27 protein-coding genes and 1 pseudogene are annotated in these 26,155 nt (G+C 64.3%); 3 read left to right on the top strand and 25 right to left on the bottom strand.

Annotated features, from left to right (window positions below; genetic code table 11):
• Nucleotide 1 precedes the first annotated feature (1 nt).
• From WBR68_RS01535 to WBR68_RS01450, 18 genes are all read right to left on the bottom strand, one after another.
• Nucleotides 2-1,870 (bottom strand): DDE-type integrase/transposase/recombinase, encoded by a 1,869-nt coding sequence (locus WBR68_RS01535; protein WP_230693371.1) that lies wholly within the window; start codon nucleotides 1,868-1,870, stop codon nucleotides 2-4.
• Nucleotides 1,867-2,631: a TnsA endonuclease N-terminal domain-containing protein gene (locus WBR68_RS01530; protein ID WP_230693370.1), complete on the bottom strand. Its 765-nt coding sequence runs from the start codon at nucleotides 2,629-2,631 to the stop codon at nucleotides 1,867-1,869. Before WBR68_RS01530 ends, WBR68_RS01535 begins: the two co-directional genes overlap by 4 nt.
• A 125-nt stretch (nucleotides 2,632-2,756) precedes the next feature.
• Nucleotides 2,757-3,749 (bottom strand): P-type conjugative transfer protein TrbG, encoded by a 993-nt coding sequence (trbG, locus tag WBR68_RS01525; protein WP_023082474.1) that lies wholly within the window; start codon nucleotides 3,747-3,749, stop codon nucleotides 2,757-2,759.
• A complete protein-coding gene (gene trbF, locus WBR68_RS01520; RefSeq protein WP_023082473.1) occupies nucleotides 3,746-4,450 on the bottom strand; it encodes a conjugal transfer protein TrbF in 705 nt (234 codons plus the stop codon). The genes trbG and trbF overlap by 4 nt, the downstream gene beginning before the upstream one ends.
• Nucleotides 4,451-4,480: 30 nt before the next feature.
• Nucleotides 4,481-5,845, bottom strand: coding sequence for a P-type conjugative transfer protein TrbL (trbL, locus tag WBR68_RS01515; RefSeq protein WP_023082472.1), 1,365 nt, complete (start codon nucleotides 5,843-5,845; stop codon nucleotides 4,481-4,483).
• A complete protein-coding gene (locus tag WBR68_RS01510; protein WP_023082471.1) occupies nucleotides 5,842-6,180 on the bottom strand; it encodes a hypothetical protein in 339 nt (112 codons plus the stop codon). Before WBR68_RS01510 ends, trbL begins: the two co-directional genes overlap by 4 nt.
• A 12-nt stretch (nucleotides 6,181-6,192) precedes the next feature.
• Entirely contained in the window at nucleotides 6,193-6,930 is a 738-nt protein-coding gene (gene trbJ / locus WBR68_RS01505) for a P-type conjugative transfer protein TrbJ (RefSeq protein ID WP_023082470.1), read from the bottom strand.
• Nucleotides 6,927-9,377 carry a conjugal transfer protein TrbE gene (trbE, locus tag WBR68_RS01500; protein ID WP_023082469.1) on the bottom strand — a complete coding sequence of 817 codons (2,451 nt, stop codon included), beginning with the start codon at nucleotides 9,375-9,377 and terminating at the stop codon, nucleotides 6,927-6,929. Before trbE ends, trbJ begins: the two co-directional genes overlap by 4 nt.
• 10 nt (nucleotides 9,378-9,387) lie before the next feature.
• Entirely contained in the window at nucleotides 9,388-9,669 is a 282-nt protein-coding gene (locus WBR68_RS01495; protein ID WP_023082468.1) for a VirB3 family type IV secretion system protein, read from the bottom strand.
• On the bottom strand, nucleotides 9,666-10,049 hold the full coding sequence (locus WBR68_RS01490; protein WP_023082467.1) for a TrbC/VirB2 family protein: 384 nt from the start codon (nucleotides 10,047-10,049) through the stop codon (nucleotides 9,666-9,668). The genes WBR68_RS01495 and WBR68_RS01490 overlap by 4 nt, the downstream gene beginning before the upstream one ends.
• Nucleotides 10,046-11,089, bottom strand: a complete 1,044-nt coding sequence (gene trbB, locus WBR68_RS01485; RefSeq protein ID WP_023082466.1) for a P-type conjugative transfer ATPase TrbB — start codon at nucleotides 11,087-11,089, stop codon at nucleotides 10,046-10,048. Before trbB ends, WBR68_RS01490 begins: the two co-directional genes overlap by 4 nt.
• A complete protein-coding gene (locus tag WBR68_RS01480) occupies nucleotides 11,086-11,562 on the bottom strand; it encodes a ribbon-helix-helix protein, CopG family (RefSeq protein WP_023082465.1) in 477 nt (158 codons plus the stop codon). Before WBR68_RS01480 ends, trbB begins: the two co-directional genes overlap by 4 nt.
• Nucleotides 11,559-13,562, bottom strand: coding sequence for a conjugal transfer protein TraG (locus tag WBR68_RS01475; protein WP_023082464.1), 2,004 nt, complete (start codon nucleotides 13,560-13,562; stop codon nucleotides 11,559-11,561). Before WBR68_RS01475 ends, WBR68_RS01480 begins: the two co-directional genes overlap by 4 nt.
• A gap of 232 nt (nucleotides 13,563-13,794) precedes the next feature.
• A complete protein-coding gene (locus WBR68_RS01470; protein WP_023082463.1) occupies nucleotides 13,795-14,058 on the bottom strand; it encodes an EexN family lipoprotein in 264 nt (87 codons plus the stop codon).
• Nucleotides 14,055-14,999, bottom strand: a complete 945-nt coding sequence (locus WBR68_RS01465; RefSeq protein WP_023082462.1) for a LysR family transcriptional regulator — start codon at nucleotides 14,997-14,999, stop codon at nucleotides 14,055-14,057. The genes WBR68_RS01470 and WBR68_RS01465 overlap by 4 nt, the downstream gene beginning before the upstream one ends.
• Before the next feature lie 49 nt (nucleotides 15,000-15,048).
• Nucleotides 15,049-16,026: a DMT family transporter gene (locus tag WBR68_RS01460; protein ID WP_023082461.1), complete on the bottom strand. Its 978-nt coding sequence runs from the start codon at nucleotides 16,024-16,026 to the stop codon at nucleotides 15,049-15,051.
• Nucleotides 16,026-16,877: an alpha/beta fold hydrolase gene (locus WBR68_RS01455; RefSeq protein WP_024310275.1), complete on the bottom strand. Its 852-nt coding sequence runs from the start codon at nucleotides 16,875-16,877 to the stop codon at nucleotides 16,026-16,028. Before WBR68_RS01455 ends, WBR68_RS01460 begins: the two co-directional genes overlap by 1 nt.
• A complete protein-coding gene (locus tag WBR68_RS01450) occupies nucleotides 16,870-17,799 on the bottom strand; it encodes a ketopantoate reductase family protein (protein WP_023082459.1) in 930 nt (309 codons plus the stop codon). The genes WBR68_RS01455 and WBR68_RS01450 overlap by 8 nt, the downstream gene beginning before the upstream one ends.
• An 89-nt stretch (nucleotides 17,800-17,888) precedes the next feature.
• On the opposite strand from WBR68_RS01450, the gene WBR68_RS01445 reads away from it, so the two are divergent.
• The gene (locus WBR68_RS01445) at nucleotides 17,889-18,503 is read left to right on the top strand and encodes a TetR/AcrR family transcriptional regulator (RefSeq protein ID WP_202807818.1); all 615 of its coding nucleotides are present in this window, start codon (nucleotides 17,889-17,891) and stop codon (nucleotides 18,501-18,503) included.
• 44 nt (nucleotides 18,504-18,547) lie between these two features.
• Here WBR68_RS01445 and WBR68_RS01440 read toward each other — a convergent pair whose 3' ends face one another.
• Nucleotides 18,548-19,408 carry an EamA family transporter gene (locus WBR68_RS01440; protein WP_023082457.1) on the bottom strand — a complete coding sequence of 287 codons (861 nt, stop codon included), beginning with the start codon at nucleotides 19,406-19,408 and terminating at the stop codon, nucleotides 18,548-18,550.
• Nucleotides 19,408-20,292: a MurR/RpiR family transcriptional regulator gene (locus WBR68_RS01435; protein ID WP_023082456.1), complete on the bottom strand. Its 885-nt coding sequence runs from the start codon at nucleotides 20,290-20,292 to the stop codon at nucleotides 19,408-19,410. The genes WBR68_RS01440 and WBR68_RS01435 overlap by 1 nt, the downstream gene beginning before the upstream one ends.
• Nucleotides 20,293-20,367: 75 nt before the next feature.
• On the opposite strand from WBR68_RS01435, the gene WBR68_RS01430 reads away from it, so the two are divergent.
• Together WBR68_RS01430 and WBR68_RS01425 are read left to right on the top strand one after the other, a co-directional pair.
• The gene (locus WBR68_RS01430; protein WP_023082455.1) at nucleotides 20,368-21,264 is read left to right on the top strand and encodes an oxidoreductase; all 897 of its coding nucleotides are present in this window, start codon (nucleotides 20,368-20,370) and stop codon (nucleotides 21,262-21,264) included.
• Between the two features lie 11 nt (nucleotides 21,265-21,275).
• Nucleotides 21,276-22,001 (top strand): sulfite exporter TauE/SafE family protein, encoded by a 726-nt coding sequence (locus WBR68_RS01425; RefSeq protein WP_023082454.1) that lies wholly within the window; start codon nucleotides 21,276-21,278, stop codon nucleotides 21,999-22,001.
• Nucleotides 22,002-22,047: 46 nt separating this feature from the next.
• Here WBR68_RS01425 and WBR68_RS01420 read toward each other — a convergent pair whose 3' ends face one another.
• From WBR68_RS01420 to WBR68_RS01400, 5 genes and pseudogenes are all read right to left on the bottom strand, one after another.
• Nucleotides 22,048-24,042, bottom strand: a complete 1,995-nt coding sequence (locus tag WBR68_RS01420) for a relaxase/mobilization nuclease and DUF3363 domain-containing protein (protein WP_023082453.1) — start codon at nucleotides 24,040-24,042, stop codon at nucleotides 22,048-22,050.
• Nucleotides 24,043-24,490: 448 nt separating this feature from the next.
• Nucleotides 24,491-25,090: a S26 family signal peptidase gene (locus tag WBR68_RS01415; protein WP_023082452.1), complete on the bottom strand. Its 600-nt coding sequence runs from the start codon at nucleotides 25,088-25,090 to the stop codon at nucleotides 24,491-24,493.
• Entirely contained in the window at nucleotides 25,087-25,635 is a 549-nt protein-coding gene (locus tag WBR68_RS01410) for a DUF2840 domain-containing protein (RefSeq protein WP_023082451.1), read from the bottom strand. The genes WBR68_RS01415 and WBR68_RS01410 overlap by 4 nt, the downstream gene beginning before the upstream one ends.
• Nucleotides 25,632-25,895, bottom strand: coding sequence for a hypothetical protein (locus tag WBR68_RS01405; RefSeq protein WP_012213889.1), 264 nt, complete (start codon nucleotides 25,893-25,895; stop codon nucleotides 25,632-25,634). The genes WBR68_RS01410 and WBR68_RS01405 overlap by 4 nt, the downstream gene beginning before the upstream one ends.
• A pseudogene (locus tag WBR68_RS01400) lies at nucleotides 25,892-26,155 on the bottom strand (ParA family partition ATPase); the annotation flags it as partial. The pseudogene WBR68_RS01400 and the gene WBR68_RS01405, both read right to left, overlap by 4 nt.

Genomic DNA, 26,155 nt, shown 5'->3' with positions numbered 1-26,155 from the left:
TCTATGCCTGCTCGATCTCATCGAAGGGCTTTATTGCCGAAGGGTCGAACGTCTTGCCTGTAGGCAGCGGTCGGGCTTCTTCCGCCGTTGACGGCGCGGGGGAGGGGACCGCTCTTCCATGGCGCCTTCTTCGCTCCTGATTCATGCGCTGGGCGCGTGTGAGCGTCTTCGATGTCTCTTCGATCTTCTTCATCTCGTCAAAGGCGTTGAAGATCATCTCCTCGTCGATGTCCGCTTTCCCTCGGTCATTCAGATAGCCCTGGATGCGCTTGAGCTCCCATAGGCTGATCGCCGGACGCCTGATATCTCGGTACGGAATCTGGTAGTACTGCCTGGCGTCGGGGTCCCAGAAATACAGCTGGCTGATGTTTCTCGGATCCCTGCGAAAGACGAACTTCCTGGCCTTCTTACGCGTCTTCGGATCAAGCGCGCCGATCCACTTGTCGAGCACAGGGGCGTGATACTGGATGTGGTCCAGCACGACGCCATAGGGTTGGATGGTCCGCTCTTCCATCGGAAGCAAGTCCATGCGTAGCTTCTCCGGATCCGCGGCAATCGGAAGCACGCCGATGCCGGGCACCGACCCGTCGCCGAGCAAGCCCTCTTGATACTTCTTGATGGGGGCGCATCCGAGCTCCGAGTGCTTGCGCTGGTGATAGACACGCAGGATCAGGTTCGCGAGCCACAGCTCGAACTCATCCAGGGTCATCGTCGCGCGTTCTTCTGACTTGTATTCGCCGCGCTCCTGCGGGTTCGAAAAGGTCGTTCCTTCCAGGCTGTGAATCTCTTTGAGCAGCGTGCCAAGAAGGCGCTCAATGTGTGCACCGTAGTTCGGCTTCTTGAGCTTACGGAACGACATGTTGATGCCATGCTCCTGGCAGGCGTTCCTCAGCGTCTCGCCCCGGAACTCCTTCGCGTTGTCGGTATGAATCAGGCGTGGCTTACCTTGGCATGGCCATGGGTAGTCCGCTCCCAGCCGTGCGAGAGGAGTGTCCTTCGGAAGAATGGCCGTTGCGATGCAGATGCCCGTAGCCAAAGTGCCAGGGGGGTCAAACGAGATGTACCAGCCCACTACCATGCGCGTGAAAACATCGATCGCGACGGTGATCCAGGGACGTCCGATCGGGATCCGGTCTTTCTCGTCCACGAGCATGATGTCGACCTTGGTATGGTCGATCTGCCAGATCGCATGCACGTGGTCCACGCCGGGTAGCGTGCCGCGCGTCGCTCGGACGTCGAGAGAGGCGTTGCGTCCATGACGTTTGCGTACCTTTTCTTCAGGTAGGATCTCGTCGATCCTCCGCAGCAACGTGCCCTTACTTGGCGCAATCAGCTTGCGTTGGCGGCACAGCCGCTCAATCTCTCGCAGCGCCGCGGTGGGGCTGCGACGCTGGTCCGTCAGGTACTCCCCGGCAATTACAGTACTCACGATCGCCTCTACCGGCTCGGCAAGCCGCTTGCTGCCCTTGTCACTGCGCTGCTTTCTCAGCAGGCAGCTCACGGTTCCGTACCGGGAAACCCGGGCTAGCCAACGATAGACGGTAGCGGCGGATACAGCGAGGGCGTCGGCTACCTCTGTCACTCGAGCGAGGGTTCGCCCTGGACTTTCTACCAATGGGTTGATTGCTTGGTAGCGCTCGACGGCGGCGTCCCAGTCTTCCTCGCAGACAGCGGTGAGATCGATCTGGTCGCCGGTCTGGTCGTTCGCCATGCTCTGGGTGATCTCGGCCAGAGGCACGACCCTGTCCAGCAGAGTCGCCACTTCGCGTGCCAGCACGCTGGTTGTCGTTTCCCAGCGCTTGACGCACATGAGGGTGTCACCGACCTTGATGATCGTTCCAGGCCCTACGCGTAGTGTGGTTGCTCTCATGCCTGACGTACTCCGCCCATATACGCGATAGGCCATATGGGAGACTGCATTGTGAGCGGCAGCATGAGATCGACACCGATCCTCTGGCAGTTCACAAGGTTCCAGACCCAAGGAAGCAGTTCTGCTTGCATCATGGGGTCCGCTGTAATCGCTTCCAAGAGCGCCTTTGGCGTCGTGGTCCCGAGCTCCGACAAGGTGTCCTTGATCACCGTCTGACGTGCGACAGCCACGCTGTGAGCCTCCTCCCGCAGGTCCTCGGTCATGTACCCCGACAGGAACTTCACGTTGCGCAAATAGGGGGTCCGAATCTGACGTTCCGTCACGATGTGGAATCGGCACCCGTACTCCCGTGCCCATCCAATCGCGGCTCGGAACTTCGGACGGAGCTCATGCCAATCGCGCTTGAGCACTTCGAGCGGTTTCACTTCGTAGAGCGTCGTACGAAGATGAGGATCGTTCTGCTGTGCCACGAAGCTGTACTTCACAATCACGTCAGGGGTATATCGGCGCCGACGCCCGGAGTCGCTCCACCGGATCGTGAAGGGCTGAGCCAGGTACCGCGCGACGTTCCGGTCGTACTCAAGAAGAGTAAGAAAGTCCTGTTCCAACATGGACTCCGCGTCCTGCGCTTTAGCCGCCTTTGCGGTGGCGACATAGCCGGTCAGGCTGAACCGGCTTAAACCGACTTTGCGCGCCGGCATATCAGCCTCGCCCACGATCTGGCGAAGCCAAGTTTCTAGGGGCACGGAAAGGTCTTGCATCAACGAGACGGGGCAATAGCCGCAGGTTGTTGTTCGCAATTAGCATTGTATTCCTTATCAAAAAACGTGAGTTTTGAGAGCCGCCTGCGGCGCGGCGAGGTCGGGAGTGTCGTCCTGGCTCATGGTCAGTTCCTCCGCGCCACGCCATCGGTGCGCTCGATGCGTACCACGTCGCCACCATCACCGCCCAGACGCAGTTCGGCCGCGCCGAACAGCCGATCCACGATGTAGTACGGCGAGCGGAAGCGGTAATTCACCAGTTGCCCGTCGCCCTGCGCGCCGATGACGAACAGCGGCGGCAGCTCGCCTTGCGCGATGCCCGGCGGGAACTGGATATAGACCTTCTCGCCGTCATCGAAGGCACGCAGCGGTTTCCACGGCGGATTGCTACCGCTGACCGCGTAGCGGAAGCGGATCTTCTCCAGCGACAAGCCGGCATCGACTGGCGCAGCGGCGTTGGCCGCCTGCGACTGGCGCTGCAAGGCCAGCATCCGGTCTTTCGGGTAGTCCCAGGACACCGACGCCATCCATGCCTTTTCCGTCGAGGTCAGCTCTAGCAGGTACGTCCGGCGGCTGGTGGTGATGACAAGATTGGTTTTGAGGCCCGGACGGATGGGCTTGACCAGCACATTGACGCGCAGCGCATCGCCGCTGCCGCTGGACGTGTCGCCGACGATCCAGCGCACGGTATCGCCTGCTGCAACAGTCACCAGTTCTTCGCCCGGCTGGAGCGAAACCACGGTCACGCGCCCCGGCGCGGCATAGACCTGATAGAGCGCGCCATCGGTGAAGGGCCACACCTGAATCGCATTGACGTAGCCCTCATGGGTCGGCGCCATGCGTGCCTCGGCATTGGCGCGCGAGACGCGCACCTTCTCGTCGGCCGGCTCCGGCGTGGCCGGGGCCGTGTCTGCCTCGGGCAGCGGCTTCAACTGCGCGGGCAGCGCCAGCGGTTCGGGCACGGCGACGACTTCGACGGGCTTGGGCGGTTCCGGCAGCGGTTGTGCTTGCACCGGCTCATCGAGCGAAATGGTCGGCGGTGGTTTTCCCTGCGTGGCGCAACCCGCCAGGACAAGAAGCATCAACGGTAAAGCGTAAAAGCGGAAAGACAGGTTCATGGCTTGGCTCCTTCGGAAGAATCCAGTTCGCGGCTCCACGACAGGCCATTGACGTAGATACCCAGCGGGTTCTTGCGCAGGCGCTGTTCGGTGCGCGGGGTTTGTAGGACGGTGGAAAGCACGGCGTTCCAGCGTTCGGTGCCAGCGGGCGCGCCGTTGACGAATCGCTGTTCCGTCCAACGCACGTTGAACGACGTGTCGCTGGCGCGGGTCACGCTGGTGATCTGCACCGTCACCGACTCCTTGCCGATGCGGGCGAATGGGTCGTTCTTGCTGGCGTAGTCGTTGAGCACGGCCGCGCCCTTGTCGGTGGTGTAGTCGTAGGCATCCAGCCAGTTCTGCCGCACCACGATGGGGTCGATGGACAGCGAGCGCACCAGCGTCACGAAGCGCGCCAAGTGGTGCGCGATCTGCGCATCGGCGGGCCGGTATGGCGTGGCGGCTTCGCCGACGGCGCGCACCTGCCCCGACTGATCGACTTCGATGACATAGGGCGTGACGATGGACTGCGCCGAGCGCCACACCAGGCCACCTGCCATCAGCAGCGCGAGCGTAAGGCAGCCGAAGGCCATGAATCGCCAGTTCTTGGCCTGGACGCGGGCCGAGCCGATGCGGTCGTCCCACACCTGCGCGGCGGATTGATACGGGGTGGCAGGCTGCGGCGTGTCGGCATAGCGCACCTGCGGTCGCTTGAATCGCATAGGGGTTCTCCTGTGTGGTCAGGTATCGAGTCATTCATCGGGGCGCAGGCTCGGGCCTTGCCCCGAGCCGCCACCGTCGCCACCGCGCAGCGTGTGGGCGGCGGTGGTCGCGGCATGGGTGATCTGCTGGCGGCGGTGCATCCGCTTGGCCCAAGCAGGTTGCTCCTGCTTCGGTGCGCTGCCCGCGCCTTCGCCTGCGGCGGCCTGGACGGAACCGGCAGCGCCGGCATCCGCGCCGTTCCAGCCAGCACGGAAGGAATCGGCCACCTTCTGCCCGGCAGCGGAAGCGCCGGACGCGGCGCGGCGGCCTGCTGCCTGCGCGCCGGTCTTGGCGACATTGCCGATGCCAGCCGCCACGCCCTTGGCCCCGCCGCCCGCAGCGGTGGAACCGGCCTGGAATGCCGACCGGGCGCTACCAGCCGCCGACGTGGCGGCGCGTGCACCAGCCCCGGCCAGCTTCGCGGCGGCCGGCGCCATGCGCGCCCCGGCCATGACCGCACCGCCCACGCCGGTCGCGGCGGCACCGATGGCAACGCCTGTGCCGACAGCAGCGACCGCCGCGCCAGCCATCGCGCCCGCACCAAGCTGCGGGGCACCGGACACGAGGCCCGTGGCGATACCAGGGCCGAAGATGCCGAGCGCCAGCAAGGCGAGCGAGGCCAGCATCACGACCAGCGCGTGGTCAATGGAAGGCTCGTCAGGGTGAACCTGGAACTCCGCGAACAGGCCCGAGCCGATGCCGACGATGACGGCCAATACCAAGACCTTGATGCCCGACGACACCACGTTGCCGAGCACCTTTTCCGCCAGGAAACTCGTCTTGTTCCAGAGTGCGAACGGAATCAAGACGAAGCCGGCGAGCGTGGTCAGCTTGAACTCGATCAGCGTAATGAAAAGCTGTACCGCGAGCACGAAGAAGCAAAGGATCACCACCAGCCAGGCGATGAACAGCACCACGATGGGGTCAAGGTTCACGAACACTTCGGGGAAGCCGGCCATGTCGCCGATCTGGTCGAGGATCGGTGCGGCCGCGTCGATGCCGGTCTTCGCCAGTCGGCCCGGTTTCAGGAAGGTTTCCATCGTCAGGGTCGAACCGCCGGCCATCAGACCGAGGCCGGCGAACGACCGGAAGACGATGCCGGCCAGCCAGTTGAAGTTATTGATGATGTAGGCGAAGGCACCGACGTAGAGCACCTTGCGCAGCAGCTTGGCGATCACGTCCTCGCCCTGGCCGGTCGCATGGCTCAAGGCCCAATACAGGCCGGCGATGGTCATGTCGATGACGATGAGCGTGGCGGTAAGAAACGCCACTTCGCCATGCAGCAGCCCGAAACCCGAGTCGATGTAGCGCGAAAAGGTATCGAGGAATTTGTCGATGATGGTCACGTCATTCATGGCGTGTCCTCCATAGCGGCGAGCGACGCATCGCCTTCCGGCGCGTCGTCGGCGGGCGTGTCGAAGCTGGGCGGGATCGGCGGCAGTTCGGCCAGCGTCCGGTATTCGTCTGGCCCGGTCTGGCCGGCGAAGAAGCGCCGCCGGAAGGCTTCGGCGGCGGCCCGGCAGGCGTCTTCGCCTGCGGCTCGCCGTTCGGTTGCGCATTGGGCGCGCAACGCCTTGAGCCGCACGGGATCGGCGGCCAAGGTGGCGGCCAGGTCTTCGGCCGGCTGCTGGCCGCACGCGGTCAGCAGCACGGCCAGCAGCGACACCGACAGAACGGGAACGCATCGCATGGCCGCCTCCCGTCAGTTGTTGTAGAAATTGACGGCCTGCGGCGTGTACGGCGTGCCGGTGCCCAGGAAGCGCCGCCGCACTTCGCGGGCGCGCTCCGTGGCCGCCGCCTGCCGTGCCAGTTCCAGCGAGGCCGCGCGGTCTTGCGTGATCTGGAGCTGCTGGGCCTGGATAGACTGCTTGGCCTGCAAGGCCAGAAGCTGGTTCGTCGCCTGCATGGCCTGCAAGGCACCTGTGGCCGATTGGCTCTGGCTCACGAGGTCGGCCAGCGCGCTTTCGTCTTGCGCCAGGTTCTGCGACACCTGCGCCTGCATCCGCATCGCCGTGTGCAGGCCGTTCAGCGTGTTTTTCCAGCGTTCCTGCGCATCGCGCAGCATCTGGTCGCCGCTGATGGTGGCGGCGTACTGCTCCGGGTACAGGCGCGAGAACGTGGCATCCATGCTCTGCACGTCATAGGCCAGCCCTTGCGCGTCGGCGATCAGGCGTTCGGTGGTGGCGAGCGTCGAGCGCAGCCGGTTGACGATGTTGAAGTCAAGGCTCGTCAAGTTGCGGGCCTGATTCATCAACATCTGCGCCTCGTTCTGGAGCTGGTTGATCTGGTTGTTGATCTGCTCCAGCGTGCGGATGGCGGTCAGCGTGTTCTGCACCAAGTTGACGGGATCAACGAAGGTGAGTGCTGCCGCCGGCTGCGCGAGCAGCAGCGAGCCGGCCAACACGGCGGCGAGCGAAGCGGAAAGGACACGGGCTTTCATGGCGAAACCTCTAGCGGTTGAGTAGCGAGGAAGGAAGCCGCCGCCGGTGAGGACGGCAGCAGGTCGGCGGCCCAATCGAGGCCGCGATGGCGTAGCCACGCGCCGGCAAAGCCGGGTGCGCCGGCCTGCGCCAGCACACGGTCGATGTCGCGTTGGTCTTGCGGCGTGGATGCGCCGGCGAACGCAAGCGCGGCCGGCCCCAGGTCGAGGTCGAACAGGCGATTGCCCAGGCGCGATTGGTAGTAGTAGTCCTGCTTGGGCTGCGCGGTGGCGACGATCTCGATTTGCCGGCTGTTGAGGCCGAAGCCCTCGTAGATCGTGCGAATCTGCGGCTCGGTGGCTTGCGGGTTCGGCAAGAAAATGCGGCTGGCGCAGCTTTCGATGATTGCGGGCGCGATGGTCGAGTCCTTGATGTCGGCCAGCGACTGCGTGGCGAAGATCACCGACACGTTTTTCTTGCGCAGCGTCTTCAGCCATTGCCGGATGCGCGCCGCGAAGGACGGTTCATCGAGGAACAGCCACGCCTCATCGAGAATCAGCAGCGTGGGCGCACCGTCGAAACGCTCATCGAAGCGGGCGAACAGGTAGCGCAGCACCGCCTGCACGGCGGCGGGGCTGTGCATAAGTTCTTCCATCTCGAAGCCCTGCACGTCGGCCATACCCAGCCGGTCGTGGTCGGCGTCCAGCAGCTTGCCGTGCGCGCCGCCGAGCACATACGGCGACAGCGCCTGCCGCAGCGCGTTCGATTGCAGCAGCACGGAAAGCCCGGTCATCGAGCGCTGTTCCGGTGGCGCCCCCGCCAGGCTGCCCAGCGCCGACCAGATGGCCGCTTTTTCGTCCGGGCCGACGGTCACGCCTTCTTGCAGCAGGCGGCCTTCCACCCATTCGGCCGCCCAGGTGCGGTAGCCCTCGCCGTCGATACGGGCGAGCGGCTGGAAGGCGATACCGCCATCAGCGCCGAGGTCGTAGTGCTCTCCGCCCAAGCCCAGGATGGTGGCGCGCATGGATCGCCCCATGTCGAAGGCGAAGATGCGCGAACCGAAGTAGCGACGGAACTGCAAGGCCAGCATAGCCAGCAGTACCGACTTTCCCATGCCGGTCGGCCCCGCGACCAGCGTGTGCCCCACGTCGCCGATGTGCGTCACCAGCCGGAACGGCGTCGCGCCATCGGTGCGGGTGACGATCAGCGGGGGGCCGTCGAGGTGGTCGTTCTTCTCCGGCCCGGCCCACACCGCCGACAGCGGCATCATGTGCGCCAGGTTCAGCGTCGAGACGATGGGCTGGCGGACGTTCGCATAGGCATTGCCGGGAATGGACGACAGCCACGCATCGACGGCATTGAGGGTTTCGGGGATGGTCACGAAACCCCGACCCTGGATGACGCGCTCCACCATGCGCAGCTTTTCATCGGCAGCGGCCGGGTCGCCATCGAGCACCGTCACCGTGGCGGTGAGGTAGCCGAAGGCGACTTGATCGCTGCCCAGCTCCTGCATGGCGGCGTCCGCGTCGGCTGCTTTGTTGCTGGCATCCGTGTCCACCAGCGGCGATTCCTGCTGGAAGATGGTTTCGCGTAGCAACGCGATGACGTTCTTGCGCTTGGCAAACCATTGGCGGCGCAGGCGGCCCAGCTCCTTTTCCGCCTCGGCTTTGTCGAGGCAGAGAAAGCGCGTACTCCAGCGATAGGCAAAGCCCAAGCGGTTGAGGTCATCCAGCAGGCCCGGCCAGGTCGAAGTCGGAAAGCCCCGCACCGACACCACGCGCAGATGCTGGTCGCCCAGCATGGGCGCAAGGCCGCCGACCAGCGCGGAATCGGCCAGCAGCGCGTCGATGTGAAACGGCACTTCTGGCACGCCCACGCGGTAGCGTCGTGTCGAGATGGTCGAATGCAGGTAGGTCAGTGTCTGTGCATCGTCCAGCCAGGCGATCTCCGGCATCACGCCGTCGAGCAGGTCGAACACGCGATCGGTTTCCGCGACGAAGGCATCGAGCCGGCCGCGCCAGTCCACACCATCGCCGGGTGCATGCTCGTAGAGCAGCTTGGCGGCGCGAGCGCGGGATTCCTCCGGCGGCAGGTAGGCCAGCGTCAGGTGATAGGCGCTCTCGAAGTGGTGGCCCGAGTCCTCGAAGGCGGCGCGGCGTTCCTCGTCCACCAGCCAGGACAGTGGTTCGGGAAACTCCGAGTGCGGATAGTCTGCGGCCGGTCGGCGCTCGGCCTCGATGAACAGCGCCCAGCCCGAACCCAGCCGGCGCAGCGCGTTGTTCAGCCGCGCCGTGGTGGCGATCAGCTCGCCTTGCGTGGCGCTGTCCAAGTCAGGCCCGCGAAAGCGCGCCGTGCGCTGGAAAGAACCATCCTTGTTCAGCACCACGCCCGGCGCGACCAGCCCGGCCCACGGCAGCCAGTCAGCGAGCAAGGCCGGGCGCTGGCGGTATTCGGCAAGGTTCAGCATGGCATCCCCCTCACACGTCCAGCAGCGGCTTGTGCTTGATGTGGCGGGCGAAGACCTGCATGAACTGCGGATCGACACGCGCACCCCAGACCGCCAGCGAGTGGCCGACGATCCAGAGCACCACGCCGGGAATCCACAGTTGCAGGCCCAGCCCGACGGCGGCGGCCAGCGTGCCGTTGGCAATGGCGACCGCGCGCGGCGCACCGCCCATGAGAAGCGGCTCGGTCAGCGAACGATGCAGCGGCACCTCGAAGCCGGGCGCGAAGCCCGGTGCTCCTTCATTGGCGCTCATACGACGGCCCCGCCCGAGAAGCTGAAGAACGACAGGAAGAACGAGGATGCCGCGAAGGCGATACTCAACCCGAACACGATCTGGATCAGCTTGCGGAAGCCGCCCGACGTATCGCCGAAGGCGAGCGCCAGGCCGGTCGAAATGATGATGATGACCGCGATGATCTTGGCGACCGGCCCCTGGATGGATTCGAGGATGGATTCGAGTGGCGATTCCCACGGCATCGAGGAACCGGACGCTTTCGCCGTGCCCGCCGTCATCAGCATGACGGCGGCCAGCAGCAGGCCATGTTGTGCCGGGCCGGCCAGTCGCCGCAGGCGAGCGACGGCCGAAGCCGGATTTACGGAAAAGCGGAAAGCAGGAATGTGCATCTGCGTCATGGCAGTTCTCCAGGTTGGTCAGGGGACGGGGAAGAAAACGGCGGCAGCTCGGGAAACGGCGTTTCCATCGCGTCCGCCAGGCGGTAGCCCACACCGTCGAAGCCGATGACGCGGGCGATGCTTTCGACGCGGCGCTTGCGGCCGCGTCCGGCGATGTGGATGACGATGTTGACCGCCTCGGCGATCAGCGCACGCGGTGGGTTCACCGCCACTTCGAGAATCAATTGCTCCAGGCGCAGCAGCGCGCCCATCGCGGAACCGGCATGGATGGTGGCGATACCGCCGGGGTGGCCGGTGCCCCACACTTTGATGAGGTCGAGGGCTTCGCCGCCACGCACCTCGCCGACGATCACGCGATCAGGGCGCAGGCGCATCGTGGCGCGTACCAGCTCGGTCATCGACACAACACCGGCGCGTGTGCGCAGCGGCACATGGTCGCGGGCGGCGCATTGCAGCTCGATGGTGTCTTCGAGCACCAGCACGCGGTCGCCGGTGGCGGCGATCTCGGCCAGCAGCGCATTCGCCAGCGTGGTTTTGCCGCTGCTCGTTGCCCCGGCGATCAGGATGTTCTGCCGCTCGCGCACGGCATGGCGCAGGAAGTCCGCCTGCCCAGCGGTCAGGATGCCGTCGGCCACATAGCGATCCAGACCGATGATGCTCACGGCCCGCTTGCGCAGCGCGAAGGCTGGCCCAGGCGCAGCCGGCGGCAAGATGCCCTCGAACCGCTCGCCGGTTTCAGGCAGCTCGGCGGTCAGCAGCGGCTGGCCGCGATGCACTTCCGCACCAACGTGCGCGGCCACCAGGCGGATGATGCGCTCGCCATCGTCTTCGGAAAGCTCCACGCCCAGCGGCGTGCGGCCCGATGACAACCGATCCACCCATAGGGTGCGGTCGGGGTTGAGCATAATTTCCACCACGTCCGGGTCGGCCAGCGCGGCGGCGATGACTGGCCCCATGGCCGTGCGCAGCATCTGGATACGGCGATCCAGCGAAGTCACGCTGGATGAGCGTTCGGGCGGGGTCTGCGGAACGGCGCTCATGAGGCACGCTCCGTAGTTCGTTCGTGGGCTTCGGCCAGCGCTGCTGCGTCATCCATCCGCACCGGGTCGGGATGCAGTTCCTCCACCACGTCGCGCACCAGGCTGCGGCCTCGCAGCAGGTGGCGGCCAAGTTGCTCCACGAATTGCTCGAAACGCGCTTTTCCCTGCGCGCGGGCTGCGTCCTGATGGGCTTCGGGAACCGGCGTGCTGACGGTCAGGAAGTAGCGGATGAACAGCGCCAGCGTTTCGATCTGGATGTTCTGGTCGCGCTCCATGCGCTCGGCCTGCCGCGACAGGCGATCAAGCCGCTTGGCGATGGCCGCCTCGCGCTGGTCGCCGGCATCGGGCGACAGCCACGATGCGAGCGCCGCCGCGACGATGGACGACTTGGACACGCCTTTCTTGGCGGCCAGTTCTTCGAGGCGTTTGACGTGCTCGGGCTGGATGAACAGATTGAGGCGGTATTGGCTCATAAGTCGATTCCGTCGTTCGGGTCGAGGGAAGCCAGCCGGGCCGTGCGCTGCATGGCCGGGTCGAACTGGCGAGGAAGCGGCAACGGCAGGTCGTCGTCGTCATCGAGCAGCCCCAGGTCAGTGCCTGCGGTCTGCGGTTCCGGGCTGTATTCGGCGACTTCGGATAGCTCCGGCTGGCGGCGCGGGCCGCCGTCATCAGCGGTGCCTGCGTCATCGCTGGACAGGCCCGCAGCCGGGGCCGTTGGCACGGCTGGGATAGCCAGGCCGCTCCAGTCGTCAGGGCGCGCAGGCGGCGCGTCGGCGTATTGCCCGGCCGCGAGCGCGGGCGGTGGCAACACGCGGCTCTTGAAATTCGCGTCGGCGTAGTAGCGCAGCTTCTTCGCCTTGATCGGTGCGACGCTGGACACCATCACCACGGCTTCGTCAGTCGGAAGCTGCATGACTTCGCCCGGTGTCAGCAGCGGACGCGCGGTTTCCTGCCGCGACACCATCAGGTGCCCGAGCCACGGAGCCAATCTGTGGCCGGCATAGTTGCGCTGCGCGCGCAGTTCAGTGGCCGTGCCCAGGGTTTCCGAAATCCTTTTCGCCGTGCGTTCGTCGTTGGTGGCGAACGTCACGCGAACGTGGCAGTTGTCGAGGATGGAATGGTTCTGCCCATACGCCTTGTCAATCTGATTCAGGCTTTGGGCGATGAGGAAGCTGCGGATGCCGTACCCGGCCATGAAGGCAAGCGCCGACTCGAAGAAGTCGAGCCGGCCCAGCGCCGGAAATTCATCCAGCATCAGCAGCAGCTTGTGGCGGCGTGCGATGCCGTCGCTGCCATCGAGGGATTCCGTCAAGCGCCTGCCGATCTGGTTCAAGATGAGCCGGATCAGCGGCTTGGTACGGCTAATGTCGGACGGCGGCACCACCAGATAGAGCGATACCGGGTGTTCGGCGGAAATCAGATCGGCGATGCGCCAGTCGCAACGCGACGTGACTTCGGCCACGGTCGGGTCGCGGTACAGGCCGAGGAACGACATGGCGGTGCTCAAGACGCCGGAACGCTCGTTGTCCGACTTGTTCAACACTTCCCGCGCGGCGGATGCGACAACCGGGTGCGGCGCATCGCCCAAGTGCTTCGTCGTCATCATTCGGTGCAGCGTCAGCTCGAACGGGCAAGCCGGGTCACTGAGGAAGTTGGCGACGCCGCGCAGCGTCTTGTCTTCGCCTGCATAGAGCACATGCAGGATCGCGCCAACCAGCAGCGCGTGCGACGTCTTTTCCCAATGGTTGCGGCGTTCGAGCGCGCCGTCGGGATCGACCAGAATGTCGGCCACGTTCTGCACGTCGCGCACCTCATGCGCGCCGCGCCGCACTTCTAGCAGAGGGTTATATGCGGCCGACTTCGCATCGGTCGGGTTGAACAGCAGGCAGTGCGAGAAGCGCGAGCGCCAGCCTGCGGTGAGCGTCCAGTTCTCGCCTTTAATGTCGTGAACCACGACAGACGCGGGCCAGCTCAACAAGGTCGGCACGACCAGGCCGACACCCTTGCCGGAGCGCGTCGGCGCGAAGGTCAGGACGTGTTCCGGGCCTTCGTGCCGCAGGTACTGGCCGCGATGCAGGCCGAGGAAAACGCCGGCGGGCTGGGTCAGCCCGGCCTTGCGAACGTCATCCGCATCGGCCCAGCGTGCCGAACCGTAGGTGGTGACAAGGCGCGATTGCCGCGAGCGCCACACCGACAGGACGATGGCAACCAGCACGGCCACCAAGCCGCTGCCGCCCGCGATAGCGCCGCCAGTGTTGAAGATGCGCGGCGCGTAGGCATCGAAGACGAACCACCACTCGAACAGCCGCCAGGGGTGATAGACCGGCGTTCCAAAGAAGTCGAACCACGGCGAGCCAAGGCGTAGTTGATAGCCCAGGGCGGCGGCTGTCCATTGCGTTGCACTCCATACACCGGCGATCACGATGCCGAAGACGGCGGCGATCTGCCCGAACAGCACGCCCTGAGCTTGCATTGACTGGCCTCCGATTTCCCTGCGCTGATTCCTCGTTCAAACGCGGCACATGGACGTGCCGCATAGCGCGAGGATCGGTGCCGGGTCAGTGCCGGTCAAAGACTGTTATCGGAACCAAGATGATCGAAAAAGACAGGTTTCAGGCTGCGAAGAAGCCAATAAAAATGCCGCAGGCGCGAGCGCGCTGCGGCGTGTTGACAATGAAAGACAGGATTCTTGGCGAAGGTGACGATCAGAACTTCGGCGGTGTCTCCGACGATGTATAGGGCGTCTTCCCATCTCCGTAGAACCGCTTGCGCGTGGCTTCAGCGACTCGATTGCAAAGCACGTCACCAAGCGTCACGCGGTCGGTCTTGCATTGCTGTCGCAGTTCCTTCAACCGTACCGGATCGGCAGCCAGTTCATCCACGGTGGGCACGCTGGCCTGCCTGGGTGTGTCCGATGGGCCGCAAGCAGTCAACAGCAGAATCAGCAGGAGCCAGAAAGATTTCTTCATAGCTCGATTTCCTCCTGGGGATCAGGTTCGGGCGGCAAAGCGGGCCTAGTGCCTTCGGGCAAGTCGATGGCCTGCACTCGCTCTATGAACCGAGACAGCACTTCCGAAACGTCGGCTTCGCGCCGCAGCAGATAGGTCGTCAGCATCGGCGCACGTCCGGCCAAGGGACGCGCTATGACGCCAGACTCCCGACTTGCCGTGATGTGCGGGCCGCCGGCCAGCCCCAAGGCGAAGCCGGCCGACACTACGATCATCATCAGCTCGAACGAAGCGACGCGCTCAACCACCAGTGGTTCTCTGTCAGAGCGACGTAGCACACGTTCGACCTGCCGCGCGTGACCTTCGCATGTCAATGGATCGCATAACACCAATGGGAATTGCAGAACTTCGTCCAGTGGGATGTGCTTGTGCTTGAGCAGATGGTGTCGGGCGGGCACTGCCACCATTAACGGATCACTCCATACAGCTTCTGCAGCCACGCCTTCACCCACTTCATCCGACTGCGCGAAGCCTACGTCGTACAGATCGTCTTGCAGCCCCTTTATCTGCTGCGATAGCGGCACCTGGAACAGCCGAATATCTACCTCGGGTTCCTCCTGCCGGCACATTGCCAATAAGGCCGGCAGGCGCGACGGCGTGATGCCGTCGGACAATGCAATGCGCAACTGCCCATGGAAGCCATTGGCCGCTGCTTTCACGCTGTCGCGGGCTTGCTGCAAGGCCGTGAAAACGCGAGGCACATGCTCAAGAAACAGCTTCCCCGCCGGTGTCAGTCGTGTACTTCGGCTGGTGCGGACGAACAATTTTTCACCGACGTCATCTTCCAACTCCTTAATGGTGCGCGATAGCGGAGATTGCTCAATGTGCAGTCGCTCGGCAGCGCGGGCGAAGTGGAGTTCTTCCGCCACCGCCAGAAAACAGCGCAAATGACGTAATTCCATAGCTGACCGCCTTGATAATTCATGCACTCGATGATGAATCAACTGTTCATCACGGTTCGCCTTCCGCGATCACCTCATCGATCTTTTCGCGATCATTTCTTGCTGGAAGTTCCCGGTTGACGAGCCAAAGCGCGAGGCCGATCAGTACTCCTCCCGCAGCTTGCATCCAGGAAATTGCCGTGTTCAGGATGAAATACGCAAGGATGACCGTGAAGAGCGGGGCCAGGAACAGAAATCCGCTAGTCCTCGTTGCTCCACCTCTTTTCAGCGCCACGAACCAGAGGCCAAATGAGCCTGTTGACGCGGGGATGGAAAGCCAGAGAAACCAAGCCCATTGCTCTCGCGTCACACCGCTCGGCCATTGTTCGCCATCGAGATAGGCGATGGCCAAGATGGCGATCGCGCCCACCAGCATTTGCCAGAAACTCAAGGCCCAGGACGAGAGCGGCAATGCTGCCCGCTTATTGATGAGCGTCGCGCTTGCCCAGCAAAGCGCAGAGACGATGCCGATGATCTCGCCAGCCAGCGTCATCCCGCCAGAAAACATGGATGGGCTGATACCAATGGCAAGCGCAACACCGACAACGCCAAGAAGCAACCCGACGAGCCTCGCTCGGTGCAGGCTTTCGCCAAGGAAGATGCGACCCAGGACAGCAACCCAGATGGGATTGGTGAAAAGCAGGATGGCGGCGGTCGATGCGGAGATGAACTGCATGGCCCAGAAAAGCAGCCCCATGACGGCGGCTGTCTGAAGCAAACCAATCAGGATCACCAGCGCAACATCACGCAGCCCTGCTTTGGCCGGCAGGAGCGCCGCCACAATATTTCGCTCGCCGGCCAACACTAGCGGCAAGGTCGCCAAGGCCGCGGCAAAGAAGCGCCACCCGACCAGGATCATCGGCGTGAAACCCTGCTGTAGCAGGATTTTTCCTGCGACGAAGCTGGACCCCATCAAGAAGGTCGATGCAAAAAGCGTGACAAGGAAGCCAGCCTGGCTGGATGCAGGAGCGTGGACATTTCGTGCCATCAGCGTGCTCCTTTTTGGGTACTTGTAAATTCAGCGATACGGGACGCCAGCGCTTCCGGCACGTCCTCTGGCAGGAAATGCCCAGCCTCATCAAATACCTGGATTTGGGCATTGGGCATTTTTCCGGCCAGGCGCTCTGCGAAGTGCAACGGCTGGAATGTGTCGAGCTTGCCCCAGACGATGAGCGTAGGCACGGCCAGCTTCTCGACGTCCTCCATGCGCGAGGAAAGTTCTTCTGTCCTCAACGCCCGGGCTGCACGCAGGTATGCGTGCCTCCCGTCGATGCCATGGAACGGACGCTCATAGGCATCAACCAGTTCAGCGGTAACTCGATCGGTATGGAACATGCCTCGTGAAAAGCCTTTCGCCAGGCCCTTCTTCAGATCGAAATCTGCTGCGCCAAGGATTTCGTCCCAAGCCGGCTCCTTCAAGCGGGCAATCCCAGGCTCTGGAAACGAGTCATAGAGGATGGAGTCGATCAGAACGAGGCGATCCAGAATTTCGGGATGGTTGATGGCCAGGAGCTGGGCAATCCCACCTCCGATGTCGTGGCCCACTATGGTCGCGCGCTTCCACCCCAGGGCCGAAAGCGCCTGAAAGATGATTTCGGATTGCGCATGGATTCCAAGGTCCGTGTCCGAAGGCTTGTCGGAATCGCCATAGCCGAGAAGGTCGATCGCAAGCACTTCATGGCCTGATGCGGCGAGGAGATGCATGACGTTGCGCCAAAGATGGCGGCTCGTGGGAATGCCGTGAACAAGGGCGATGGCACTCCCGTGGCCCTGGCGCGTGTAGGCGATGCGGTAACCGGCCACGTCAAGAAAGCCATTTTCAAGATTTTCGTTATTCATGGCGCTGCGCCCCATCCGCATGAACCGCAAGGATTTCGCAGACCACTGAATTTCGCGGAGTGGGCACGCCGAGCCGTCGGCCTCTGCTGCTGACGTCGCCGCTGAGCCACTGCACTTCCAGCCGGTTTCCGCGTTCCAGGTCGCGCAGCATGGAAGCGGTCATATCGGCGGGTAGTTGGTCGCAGAAGCGAAGTCGGTCCACGGCAAAGTCGGCGGCGAGATTGACGCCTTCGGCCCGGCCGACGTCCACCACCTCCTGCATAACGCCTTCGAGCAACTTGCGGGAAACCGAATTACTGCGCACCACGCCTATCGGGCACCGCGTGGACGCGGTGGTCGCCGACAGCCCAACCAGGAAGACGAACTTCTCCCAGATCACTCTGGCGATGTCGTCGCTGATTTCGGCATCAATCCCCGACTGGATGCAGGCCCGATGGAAGCGCTCGATACGCGCGCTGCGATGGCCGCCGTACTCGCCAAAGACCAGCTTCTGCAAGTTGTTGGCATGACCGATGACGCCCGGGGCCTCGATCGTTGCCGCGATGTAGCAAACGCCACCTGCTACCGGCTTTTCTCCGAGCGTGGCTCTCAGCAATTCGTCCTTGATCACCCCGTTCTGGAACGAGATCATCATCGTTTCGGGTCCGATCAGCGGCTTGATCGCTTTGGCGGCCGCCTCGGTATCCCAAAGCTTGACACCGAATAGAACGACATCGACTGGCCCGACGTTCGACGGCGTGTCGGTTGCTCTGGGCGTGGGGACATGCATGTCCCCTAGCGGACTGCGCACAGTGAGGCCTTGGGACTTGATGGCAGCCAGGTGCGCCCCTCTGGCAATGAAGCTGACGTCGTTGCCTCCGAGGGCCAGTTTGGCTCCGAAATAGCCACCTACGCCTCCGGTGCCCATGATCGCGATTTTCATCCACGGCTCCATTCTTGAATATGAATTCAAGAAAATTCTAACTTCAACAAGTCTCCAAGGCAATGTATGCTTGATTCGTGTGAAGATTCTTGATTGATGAATCATTAAAAACCATGGGCCGAATACGAAACTTTGACCGCGATGCGGTGCTTGAGAGCGCGGTGGACGTCTTCTGGGAGCGGGGCTATGACGGGGCTGGCATGCAGGAGATCTGCCGGGTCACCGGTCTCAACCCGGGCAGCGTCTACGCCGCCTTCGGTGACAAGCACGGCCTCTTCATTGAGGCTTTGAAGAGCTACATGGCGTCCATGTCGCGAGAGACGATCGCGCGCCTGAACAGCAATCCGTCCGGTCGGGCCGGGATTGCCGACTACTACGCCGCCCTCATCGAAGCGATGCTGGACGGCAAACGGCGCTGGGGATGCCTTGTGACGAACTCGATCGTTGAGTTCGCCATGAATGATCCGCAGATCAGCGAAGCCTTCCAACTCCACCTGGCCAGGCTGGAAACGGCCCTATCTGGCGCGATCGAGCGGGCAAAGCAAGCGGGAGAACTATCGCGGGACGTCGATGCGGCCGAAGCGGCCGCATTCCTCGTGTGCACGACGCAAGGACTCAATGTCCTGGCCAAGACCCGGCCCAGCCGGCGCACGCTGGAGGCGATCACGCGGCATGCTTTCACGGCGGTTGGATTCAAGGCCTGAATAGCCATCGGCCCAAGTCGCAGTAGGTGCGCTGCCGTCAAACATCAAGAACTAATCGCCGCGATCCCTGCCAGAACGATTGCCGCCCCAACCACGCGGCGCGCGAGATGACCCTCACGAAAGAGTCTGTACGCGAAGAGAGAGCCGATGATGATCGACGACTCACGCAGAGGGGCGACGAGCGCGAGCGGTGCCGTCAGCATGGCGGTGAGCACGAGGATGTAGGCCAGTGGGGAGAATGCGGCCACGATGAGGATAGGTACGGCATCAGCACGGATAACTGTGTGAATGTGATGCCGTCGCCGCAGTGCGCTTGGCGTCAGGATCAGGGTTTGCAGAAACAGTGTGCCAGCGTAGTAGCTCACGGGCGCCAAATGCAGCGACGTGACCGCGTAGCTGTCCCAGACGGTATAGCTTGCAATGGTGGCCCCCGTAGCACCTCCCCAAAACATTCCCTGGAGTGGGCGGCGGGTTCCGCTTCTAAACGGGTTGCCGGTAACGACAAGAATGCCTGAGACGACGAGGAGCGCCCCTAAAAGCGCAACGACGGAGAGCCGCTCCCCCAAAATAAGAATCGCAAACAGCATCGTCAGCACCGGCCCTGTGCCACGGGCGATCGGGTAAACCACCCCGAGTTCGGCACGATCGTAGCCAACCTGCAAGGTCAGGGAGTACGCAATGTGCAATGCCGCCGAAACAGCCGCTCCCACCCCGAGCCGCCAATCTATCGCCCCTTGGTCCTGAACCATAAGAACGAGACCGATCGGGACCCACAGAAGCGTCGAAGCACAGCTATACGCCCAGACGAACAGTAAAGTGTCGCCCCGCTTGTACTTCGAGGCCAGGTTCCACACCGCATGGGCTACCGCTGCGGCGAGAACCATTGCGATGGTGCCGGGCTGCATCAGGAAATGTCGGGCAGATCGATGCCCGCCCGCTCCGCCAAGCGGGTCCGCTCTTGATCGCGCAGCGCCAGGGATGCGACCAGCGCATCGATAACGACGAGCTGAGCCAATCGACTTCCCGCAGCGGCCATCTGTGCCGGTAGCGGTACGCCGCCGACGACGAGCGCGACGTCGGCGAGGGTCGCCAGGGGCGTGTCGTACTGATTGGTGACGGCGATCAGCGAGGCGCCAGCCGAGGAGGCCGCATCCGCGACGGCTAGCGTTGAAGATGTGCGGCCGGTCGAGCTGACCGCGATGACGACGTCTTCTGCGCCCAGGAGCCGTGCCGCGATCATGGCCGACAAATGATCCGTGATGCCCACGGTCATCACGCCGATCGTACGCAGACGGAAGACTGCATCGGCGGCAACCGTGGAGGACGGTCCAGCACCGAACGCAAACACCTGGCGCGCGCGCTGGATCAAGCCGACAGCCTTATCCAGCGCAGAGAGTTCGATGGCCCCACCGAGCGCGGTCAGTGCATCGGTACCCGCACGAATGGATGTTTCCAGCACTGAGGCCGACGTCGCATCCGCGGCGAGTGCTTCAGGAGGCGCGAAGAACCGGGCTGTGCCGCGAGCACGCGCGATCTCGATCTTGAGTTCGGTGAATCCGCCGAACCCGAGCGCACGCGCGGCGCGAATCACCGTCGGCGGAGAAACGCCGGCACGGGCGGCAACCTGGGCCGTCGTGCTTGCTCCGACAAACAAAGGGTCGGTGAGCAGGAGATCGACAACTTTGGCCTCGCTTGCGGCGAGGTCGCCGCTTCGGGCTTGAATGCTGCCGATCCATTGCTGCAACCGTTGCTCGCCCTCTGAAACGCTATTACCAAGTTCTTTTTTCATGTGTAATATATTACCTGCACCGCGTGAAGGGCACAACCATCACGCGGACAGATGCCGCTAAAGGAGGCCGCTTTCATGAATCCTGAAATCAACCCTGGCGTCGCTGTCGTCGGTCCCGGTGCCATTGGCACCACGATCGCGGTGGCGCTACACGAGGTCGGCCGCACGCCATTGCTGTGTGGACGTCGCCCCCGCGATCACCTGACCCTGCAAGATGGCGACCGCTTCATCACCGTACCTGGTCCGGTTCGGACGAATCCGACACAAATCGCTCGCACGGCTGATCTTGTCTTTTTGGCTGTCAAGGCAACGCAAATCGAGGCGGCAGCAGAATGGCTCGCGGTGTTGGCCGGCCCAGAAACAGTGGTGTGCGTCTTGCAGAACGGGATCGAACAGGTGGACAGGGTTCGCCCGCACTCGCCACATGGGCAAATCGTTCCTGCCGTCGTGTGGTTCCCTGCGCAGGCGCAATCCGACGGCTCGGTACGCTTGCGTGGCGAAGCGCGCCTCAGCCTGCCGGACACGTCCGCTTCCCGCGTAGTGGCCGCGGCGCTGCAAGGCACACGGTGCGCCGTAGATTTGGCCGCGAACTTCAGCTCACTGGCTTGGCGCAAGCTGATGCAGAACGCGGTGGCTGGCCTCATGGCACTCACGCATCGCCGCTCAGGCATGTTCGGTCGCGCTGATATCGCCAGACTTACGCTGGCTTATTTGCAGGAATGCCTGGCCGTGGCACGTGCCGAGGGCGCTGAACTCGGCGACGAAGTGCCGCAAGAGATCCTCGACAAGTTCCAGGCGGCGCCCACAGACATGAGCACCTCCATCCTCACGGATCGAGAAGCTGGCCGACCGCTCGAATGGGATATCCGCAACGGCGTCATTGCGCGTCGCGGCCAGGTTCACGGCATTCCGACCCCGATCAGCGACATCCTGGTGCCGCTTCTTGCGGCTGCGAGTGACGGCCCCGGTTGACCCTAGAGTCGATGATCGCGCTGTTACTTCTCTTCTTTCTCGCCCTCGGTGCCGGCGTGCTCAGCGGCATCGTCGGCACCGGCTCGTCGCTCATCATGCTGCCCGTCCTCGTCACGCTGTACGGGCCGCGGATCGCGGTACCTGTGATGGCGATTGCGTCCTTGTTCGGCAACATCGGACGGGTGATTGCCTGGTGGCACGAGATCCGTTGGCGGCCGGTGTTTGCCTATTCGTTGGCGGGAGTTCCTGCGGCTGTGCTCGGGGCGCACACGCTGCTGACGATCTCTCCTGCCACTGTGGACGTGTTCCTGGCAGCTTTCTTCCTTGCGATGATCCCGCTGCGTCGCCTCATCAGACGATCGAACCTCCATCTGAACCTCTGGCACATGAGTTTTGCCGGGGCGATTGTCGGCTTCCTGACCGGATTCGTGCTGTCCACCGGGCCGCTCAGCGTGCCGGTATTCACCGGGTACGGAATGAGTGGTGGCGCGTTTCTCGGATCGGAGGCGGCAAGCGCTATCCTGCTCTACGCAGGCAAGCTGGGTACGTTCGGAGTGTCGGGCGTACTTGCACCGCCCGTCATCACACGTGGACTTGCCATCGGCATCGCGTTGCTTGCCGGTTCCATGATTGCGAAACGTCTCGTCCAGCGACTCCAGTTGCACACGTTCGAGCTTCTCATTGATGTGGTTCTCGTCGCCGGGGCGGCAGGAATGATCCTCTCCCTCAACGGATGAGCGGAAGCGGAAAAAGGTGTGATCGCTCGCTTGAATTCACGCCGTTTCAACCAACAGTTGGCCCACGTTGCCGGCCGATCTCCCAAGATACTCCGCCACCGCGCACCGTCGCAGCGAGCTGCTGACCAAGCCGCTGTTCGATGATCGGCTTCCACGGCACGAGGCTGAACCCTTTGCCGTCATCGAGCATCGCATAACGCCCGCTGGCAAGCATGACAGAGCGCCGGTAAATACCAGCCACTCGCTGCCCGTCGGCTACTGGCTGATGCTCCAGGCCGGTCTCGGCGACAATGTCCCTCGCGGCTTGCGTCAGTTCCCGATTGCGCAGTGTCGCCAGCAGATTGCGGGCCAGGATCACGCGCTGGCCGCGCTTCTCCGCCAGCCCCTGTTCGGCCAGGAAGTCGGTGCGCTGCTGCATGGCCTGCTTGGCGTCGCCACCAAAGCCCAGGTCGCCCAGCTCTCGGCTGCCGCCGATCAATTGCTGGTCAAGCCAGGTCGCGCCGATGACGCGGGCCTGCCGCTCGATGGGCAGGTGCGATTTCAGCTCCACCGCCACGCCACCCAGGCGCTGCGCGTCGTACTGGCGGCCACGCTCGGCCAGGTCGTCCGGCACCTTCCATAGCCCTTCGGCCACGCGCTCCACGATGCCGGCCCGGCGCAGGGCTTCCAGCCGCCGGACGTGGGCTGCGACGACTTCCTGCGGGTCGCGTCCGGGCTTGGCCCGGCCCTGTTCGATGGCCAGGTGATGATCGGCGCGATACAGACCATCGCTCGCCAGCGCGGCAATGTTCTTGTCGGCGGCGCGCACGTCGGCTGAACCCTTCACTTCCACCACCGCACCCGTGGGGTAGTTCGCCAGCTCGTCGCGGGCATTGAGCCCGACATAGTGGGCCTTGCCGTCCACGCCGTCGATGACCAGATAGCCCCGGTCGCGCAACTCGTCGGCCAGGCCCTTCGCCGCCACGCGGCCGAGGATGCTGCGGCCACTTCCATCGTCATTCTGGCCCGGCTCGAACACCGCCAGCTCGCGCGGCTGGCCGCTCATGGCCCGCTGCATCGTTCTGATGATGTCGCCACGCTCGCCCAGGGCACGCAAGGTCTTCTCGGCGTCGGCATGGATGGCCCAGGCGCCGGGCTGCACTTCGTCGGCCAGGCCCAGCCGTTGTAAGCATTGCAGTCGGCCGATCAGCAGCAGGCGCTGACGCTGCAACGTCGGTACGTTGAACCGTTCGATCTGCACCCGGCCATCCTTGCCGGCCTCGCGTTGCAGCGTGCGGTCGAGACTCGTCCACTGCTCCTGTTCCACCTCGCGTTGCAAGGTCTGCTGTATCTCCAACTCGGTGCGCGGCCCCAGCCATTCCGTCGCCAGCTCGGCGGCCCGGTGGCGGAAGCCGTGGGCAATGTAGTCGCCCGCGATGATGAGGTCTTTGCCGGTGTCGTCGCGCCCGCGCACGATCAGGTGCGTGTGCGGGTTGTCCGTGTTCCAGTGATCGACCGCGATCCAATCGAGCCGGGTTCCCAGGTCTGCTTCCATGCGGTTCACCAGATGCCGGGTGTAGGTGCGCAGGTCGTCCAGCTCCGCACCGTCTTCCGGTGAGACGATGAAGCGGAAATGGTGCCGGTCATCGGCGCAGCGTTCCTTGAAGGCGTCCAGGTCGGCTTCGTCGGCCTGCGGCCCATAGGCCCGGCCCGGTTCGCCATCACGGCCCGCGCCGTCGCGCTCGATGTAGCGCAGGTGCTTGGCGAGCGATTGCGGGCTGGCTCGTTGGTGATTGACCAGCAAGGTCTTGATGGTCACGCGCCGCGACATGGGCGATAGCTTCGCCCCGGCGAAGCGCGCCGCCGTATGGCCGCGTCCCAGGCGCGAGCCGGGCCGCTGGCCGGTGCCGCCAGTGGCAGGACGGCGCACCGCCGACTTGCCGCTGCTGGCCTTTCCCGCCTGCTTGAGCACCTTGGAAACGAAGCTCTGGCCCTGACCCTTGCCCCGGTTCTTCGGGGCGCTGGGGCGCACGCGGAAGTCGTCGTCGCGGCGGTCGGTCATGGCCGCTCCCCCTGCAAGCTCTGGCGTGTCCTGTCGTGCGAAGTACGCGGACATGCCTGCATTGGCGCGACCTTCGCGCCCCACGCGGCACGGCGGCGAAGCCGCTCCGTGCCGCGCCACCCCCATGTGCAGACAGGCTTTCGACGCGGCCCGGTGCCGCGTCCTTTTGTCTTGCCTTCCGCCTTTGCCCCTCGCTGTCGCTCCGGGCGTCGGCGGCCCGGCGGCGCTGCGCTGCTTGCAGCCAGCGCGCCGGCGAACGCGCCAATGGCCGCAGGCCGGGCGCGTTCGAGGCAAGACGCCTGCACGCTGGATGGCTGCGCCGGATGTTGCGCGAGGCGCGGCGCGAATGCGCCCGCGCTGCACGCGCGACGACACGGCAGCAGCCACTGGAACGACATGCTCGATGGCACGATGAGAGGCACGGCAACGTGCAGCGAATCGGCGGCCATCATGGGCGTGTCTCCAGCCAGACCGGGTGCGCGATGCCGATCACGGCGGATGCGCTGACCGGGCCGAAATAGCGGCTGTCAAACGACGCCGGATTGGTCACGCTCAACAGGAACAGCTCGCCCGGTTCGAGGCGGCGGCAAAGCTGCAAGGATGGCAGCGGCCGGCCCAGCCGGTCGGCAGGCAGCGCGGCGGCCGCAGGCACGCCGTCGATGCGTACCTGCCCGGCGACGATGCAAACGTGTTGCGGCGCGACTGCGCCCACACGTTTGAGCAGCGGAACGCGGGTCGGCAGGTAGCCGCGCTGCGCAGCCAGCATGGCGGCCCTGTCGGGCAGCGGCACCAGCACAATGCTGTCCACGGACAACGGACGTGGCAGCGAGGCGGTGCGCAGGTCGAGCGGCTCGATGCGATACCAGCCGACCGCCACGCTGTCGGACGGGTTGTAGGTCAGACGCGGCAGCGGCGACACGAAAGCCGCCCAGGCCAGCGCAGCGAAGCCGACGGCGGCGAAGCCCGCCAGCACGATGCGAACGCGCAGGCGCGAGCGAGGATGCGGCGCGACTTCGTGCGTGCATGTGGTGTTGGATTGGGTCGTCATGGCAGCGCCCTTCCGGCCAGCCAAGCGGCGTGCCGCTCGGCGGTGTATTCGGGCAGCGCTAGGCGGGCCGCCAGACGGTTGCCCAGCGTGCGCCAGTACGCGGGCGACACGTCGATGGCGGCGATGTCTTGCCCTTCGATGCCGTCGATGCGTTCCAGCACGACACGCACCGCGTTTTCGCCTTCGGCGTGCAGCAGCAGGCGTGCGCCCGGCTGCACGCCGGGGATGCACTGCATGTCGTCCAGCGGCGTGGCGGCTTGCATCACCATGAGCTGCCAACGGATCGTGCCGTAGTCGTTTGCTTCCCAGCGCACGCGGCAGAACATTGCACGCGGCAGGAACACCGCGCAGCGCCGCCAGCGGTCGAGCCGCAGCATGCGCGCCGGTTCGCCGAAACGCAGGTAGAGCTTGAATCGCGGTTCAATGTAGGCGAGCGATACGCGAGTCAGCGGCACGCTGCCGGCCTGGCCGGCGAGCGTCGAAAGCGAAGGCGGCAGCGCAGCAGCCGTCGCCGCCTGAGCGGCAGGCAAGGCGGGTGCGTTCATGGCAGGTTCTCCGTGCGGTTGTCGGGGAACTCTCGTTCCAGTAGTCCGCGCAGCAGTTCGGCCACGGTCACGCCCTGGCCGAAAGCGGCGATCTTGATGCGCGCGCGCAGCGCGGGCGTCACGTCGAGGGTCAAGCGTGCGGTGTAGAGGTCGCCCTTATTGAGCGCATCGGCATCGCCCTGGCGAATCCACGCCTCGGCGTGCGGATTCGCGGGCGGACGTGCGCCGATGCCGACGCGCTTGCTGCGCGGGCTGCTCATGTCGGCCACCGCAGCAGTTCATCGGCGAGCGCGGCGATCTCGCGTGCGGCGGCGCTGTCGGGCGCTGTCTCGCGGGCGAGCCGGCCAGCGGCCACGCTATCGGCGAAGACGATGCGCTGGCGCACTTCGCTGCGCAGCGCCGGCAGCGGCTGTTCGGCCAGCGATTGCCGCGCTTCCCTGCCGATGATGGTGGTGCTGACGCGCCGATTGATGACGAAGGCCGCGCGCAGCGCAGGCCGGAACACCTGTGCCTCACGGAT

It is taken from the genome of Achromobacter sp. JD-1 (genome assembly GCF_038594925.1).
GTDB classification, from domain to species: Bacteria; Pseudomonadota; Gammaproteobacteria; order Burkholderiales; family Burkholderiaceae_B; genus Achromobacter; species Achromobacter spanius_C.
This window is presented reverse-complemented; position numbering and strand designations above follow the sequence as displayed.

Excerpts from the sequence above, each read along its gene's own strand:
- WBR68_RS01535 (WP_230693371.1), bottom strand. The coding sequence starts at position 1,870 with ATGAGAGCAACCACACTACGCGTAGGGCCTGGAACGATCATCAAGGTC.
- WBR68_RS01530 (WP_230693370.1), bottom strand. The coding sequence starts at position 2,631 with ATGCAAGACCTTTCCGTGCCCCTAGAAACTTGGCTTCGCCAGATCGTG.
- trbG (WP_023082474.1), bottom strand. The coding sequence starts at position 3,749 with ATGAACCTGTCTTTCCGCTTTTACGCTTTACCGTTGATGCTTCTTGTC.
- trbF (WP_023082473.1), bottom strand. The coding sequence starts at position 4,450 with ATGCGATTCAAGCGACCGCAGGTGCGCTATGCCGACACGCCGCAGCCT.
- trbL (WP_023082472.1), bottom strand. The coding sequence starts at position 5,845 with ATGAATGACGTGACCATCATCGACAAATTCCTCGATACCTTTTCGCGC.
- WBR68_RS01510 (WP_023082471.1), bottom strand. The coding sequence starts at position 6,180 with ATGCGATGCGTTCCCGTTCTGTCGGTGTCGCTGCTGGCCGTGCTGCTG.
- trbJ (WP_023082470.1), bottom strand. The coding sequence starts at position 6,930 with ATGAAAGCCCGTGTCCTTTCCGCTTCGCTCGCCGCCGTGTTGGCCGGC.
- trbE (WP_023082469.1), bottom strand. The coding sequence starts at position 9,377 with ATGCTGAACCTTGCCGAATACCGCCAGCGCCCGGCCTTGCTCGCTGAC.
- WBR68_RS01495 (WP_023082468.1), bottom strand. The coding sequence starts at position 9,669 with ATGAGCGCCAATGAAGGAGCACCGGGCTTCGCGCCCGGCTTCGAGGTG.
- WBR68_RS01490 (WP_023082467.1), bottom strand. The coding sequence starts at position 10,049 with ATGACGCAGATGCACATTCCTGCTTTCCGCTTTTCCGTAAATCCGGCT.
- trbB (WP_023082466.1), bottom strand. The coding sequence starts at position 11,089 with ATGAGCGCCGTTCCGCAGACCCCGCCCGAACGCTCATCCAGCGTGACT.
- WBR68_RS01480 (WP_023082465.1), bottom strand. The coding sequence starts at position 11,562 with ATGAGCCAATACCGCCTCAATCTGTTCATCCAGCCCGAGCACGTCAAA.
- WBR68_RS01475 (WP_023082464.1), bottom strand. The coding sequence starts at position 13,562 with ATGCAAGCTCAGGGCGTGCTGTTCGGGCAGATCGCCGCCGTCTTCGGC.
- WBR68_RS01470 (WP_023082463.1), bottom strand. The coding sequence starts at position 14,058 with ATGAAGAAATCTTTCTGGCTCCTGCTGATTCTGCTGTTGACTGCTTGC.
- WBR68_RS01465 (WP_023082462.1), bottom strand. The coding sequence starts at position 14,999 with ATGGAATTACGTCATTTGCGCTGTTTTCTGGCGGTGGCGGAAGAACTC.
- WBR68_RS01460 (WP_023082461.1), bottom strand. The coding sequence starts at position 16,026 with ATGGCACGAAATGTCCACGCTCCTGCATCCAGCCAGGCTGGCTTCCTT.
- WBR68_RS01455 (WP_024310275.1), bottom strand. The coding sequence starts at position 16,877 with ATGAATAACGAAAATCTTGAAAATGGCTTTCTTGACGTGGCCGGTTAC.
- WBR68_RS01450 (WP_023082459.1), bottom strand. The coding sequence starts at position 17,799 with ATGAAAATCGCGATCATGGGCACCGGAGGCGTAGGTGGCTATTTCGGA.
- WBR68_RS01440 (WP_023082457.1), bottom strand. The coding sequence starts at position 19,408 with ATGCAGCCCGGCACCATCGCAATGGTTCTCGCCGCAGCGGTAGCCCAT.
- WBR68_RS01435 (WP_023082456.1), bottom strand. The coding sequence starts at position 20,292 with ATGAAAAAAGAACTTGGTAATAGCGTTTCAGAGGGCGAGCAACGGTTG.
- WBR68_RS01430 (WP_023082455.1), top strand. The coding sequence starts at position 20,368 with ATGAATCCTGAAATCAACCCTGGCGTCGCTGTCGTCGGTCCCGGTGCC.
- WBR68_RS01425 (WP_023082454.1), top strand. The coding sequence starts at position 21,276 with ATGATCGCGCTGTTACTTCTCTTCTTTCTCGCCCTCGGTGCCGGCGTG.
- WBR68_RS01420 (WP_023082453.1), bottom strand. The coding sequence starts at position 24,042 with ATGACCGACCGCCGCGACGACGACTTCCGCGTGCGCCCCAGCGCCCCG.
- WBR68_RS01415 (WP_023082452.1), bottom strand. The coding sequence starts at position 25,090 with ATGACGACCCAATCCAACACCACATGCACGCACGAAGTCGCGCCGCAT.
- WBR68_RS01410 (WP_023082451.1), bottom strand. The coding sequence starts at position 25,635 with ATGAACGCACCCGCCTTGCCTGCCGCTCAGGCGGCGACGGCTGCTGCG.
- WBR68_RS01405 (WP_012213889.1), bottom strand. The coding sequence starts at position 25,895 with ATGAGCAGCCCGCGCAGCAAGCGCGTCGGCATCGGCGCACGTCCGCCC.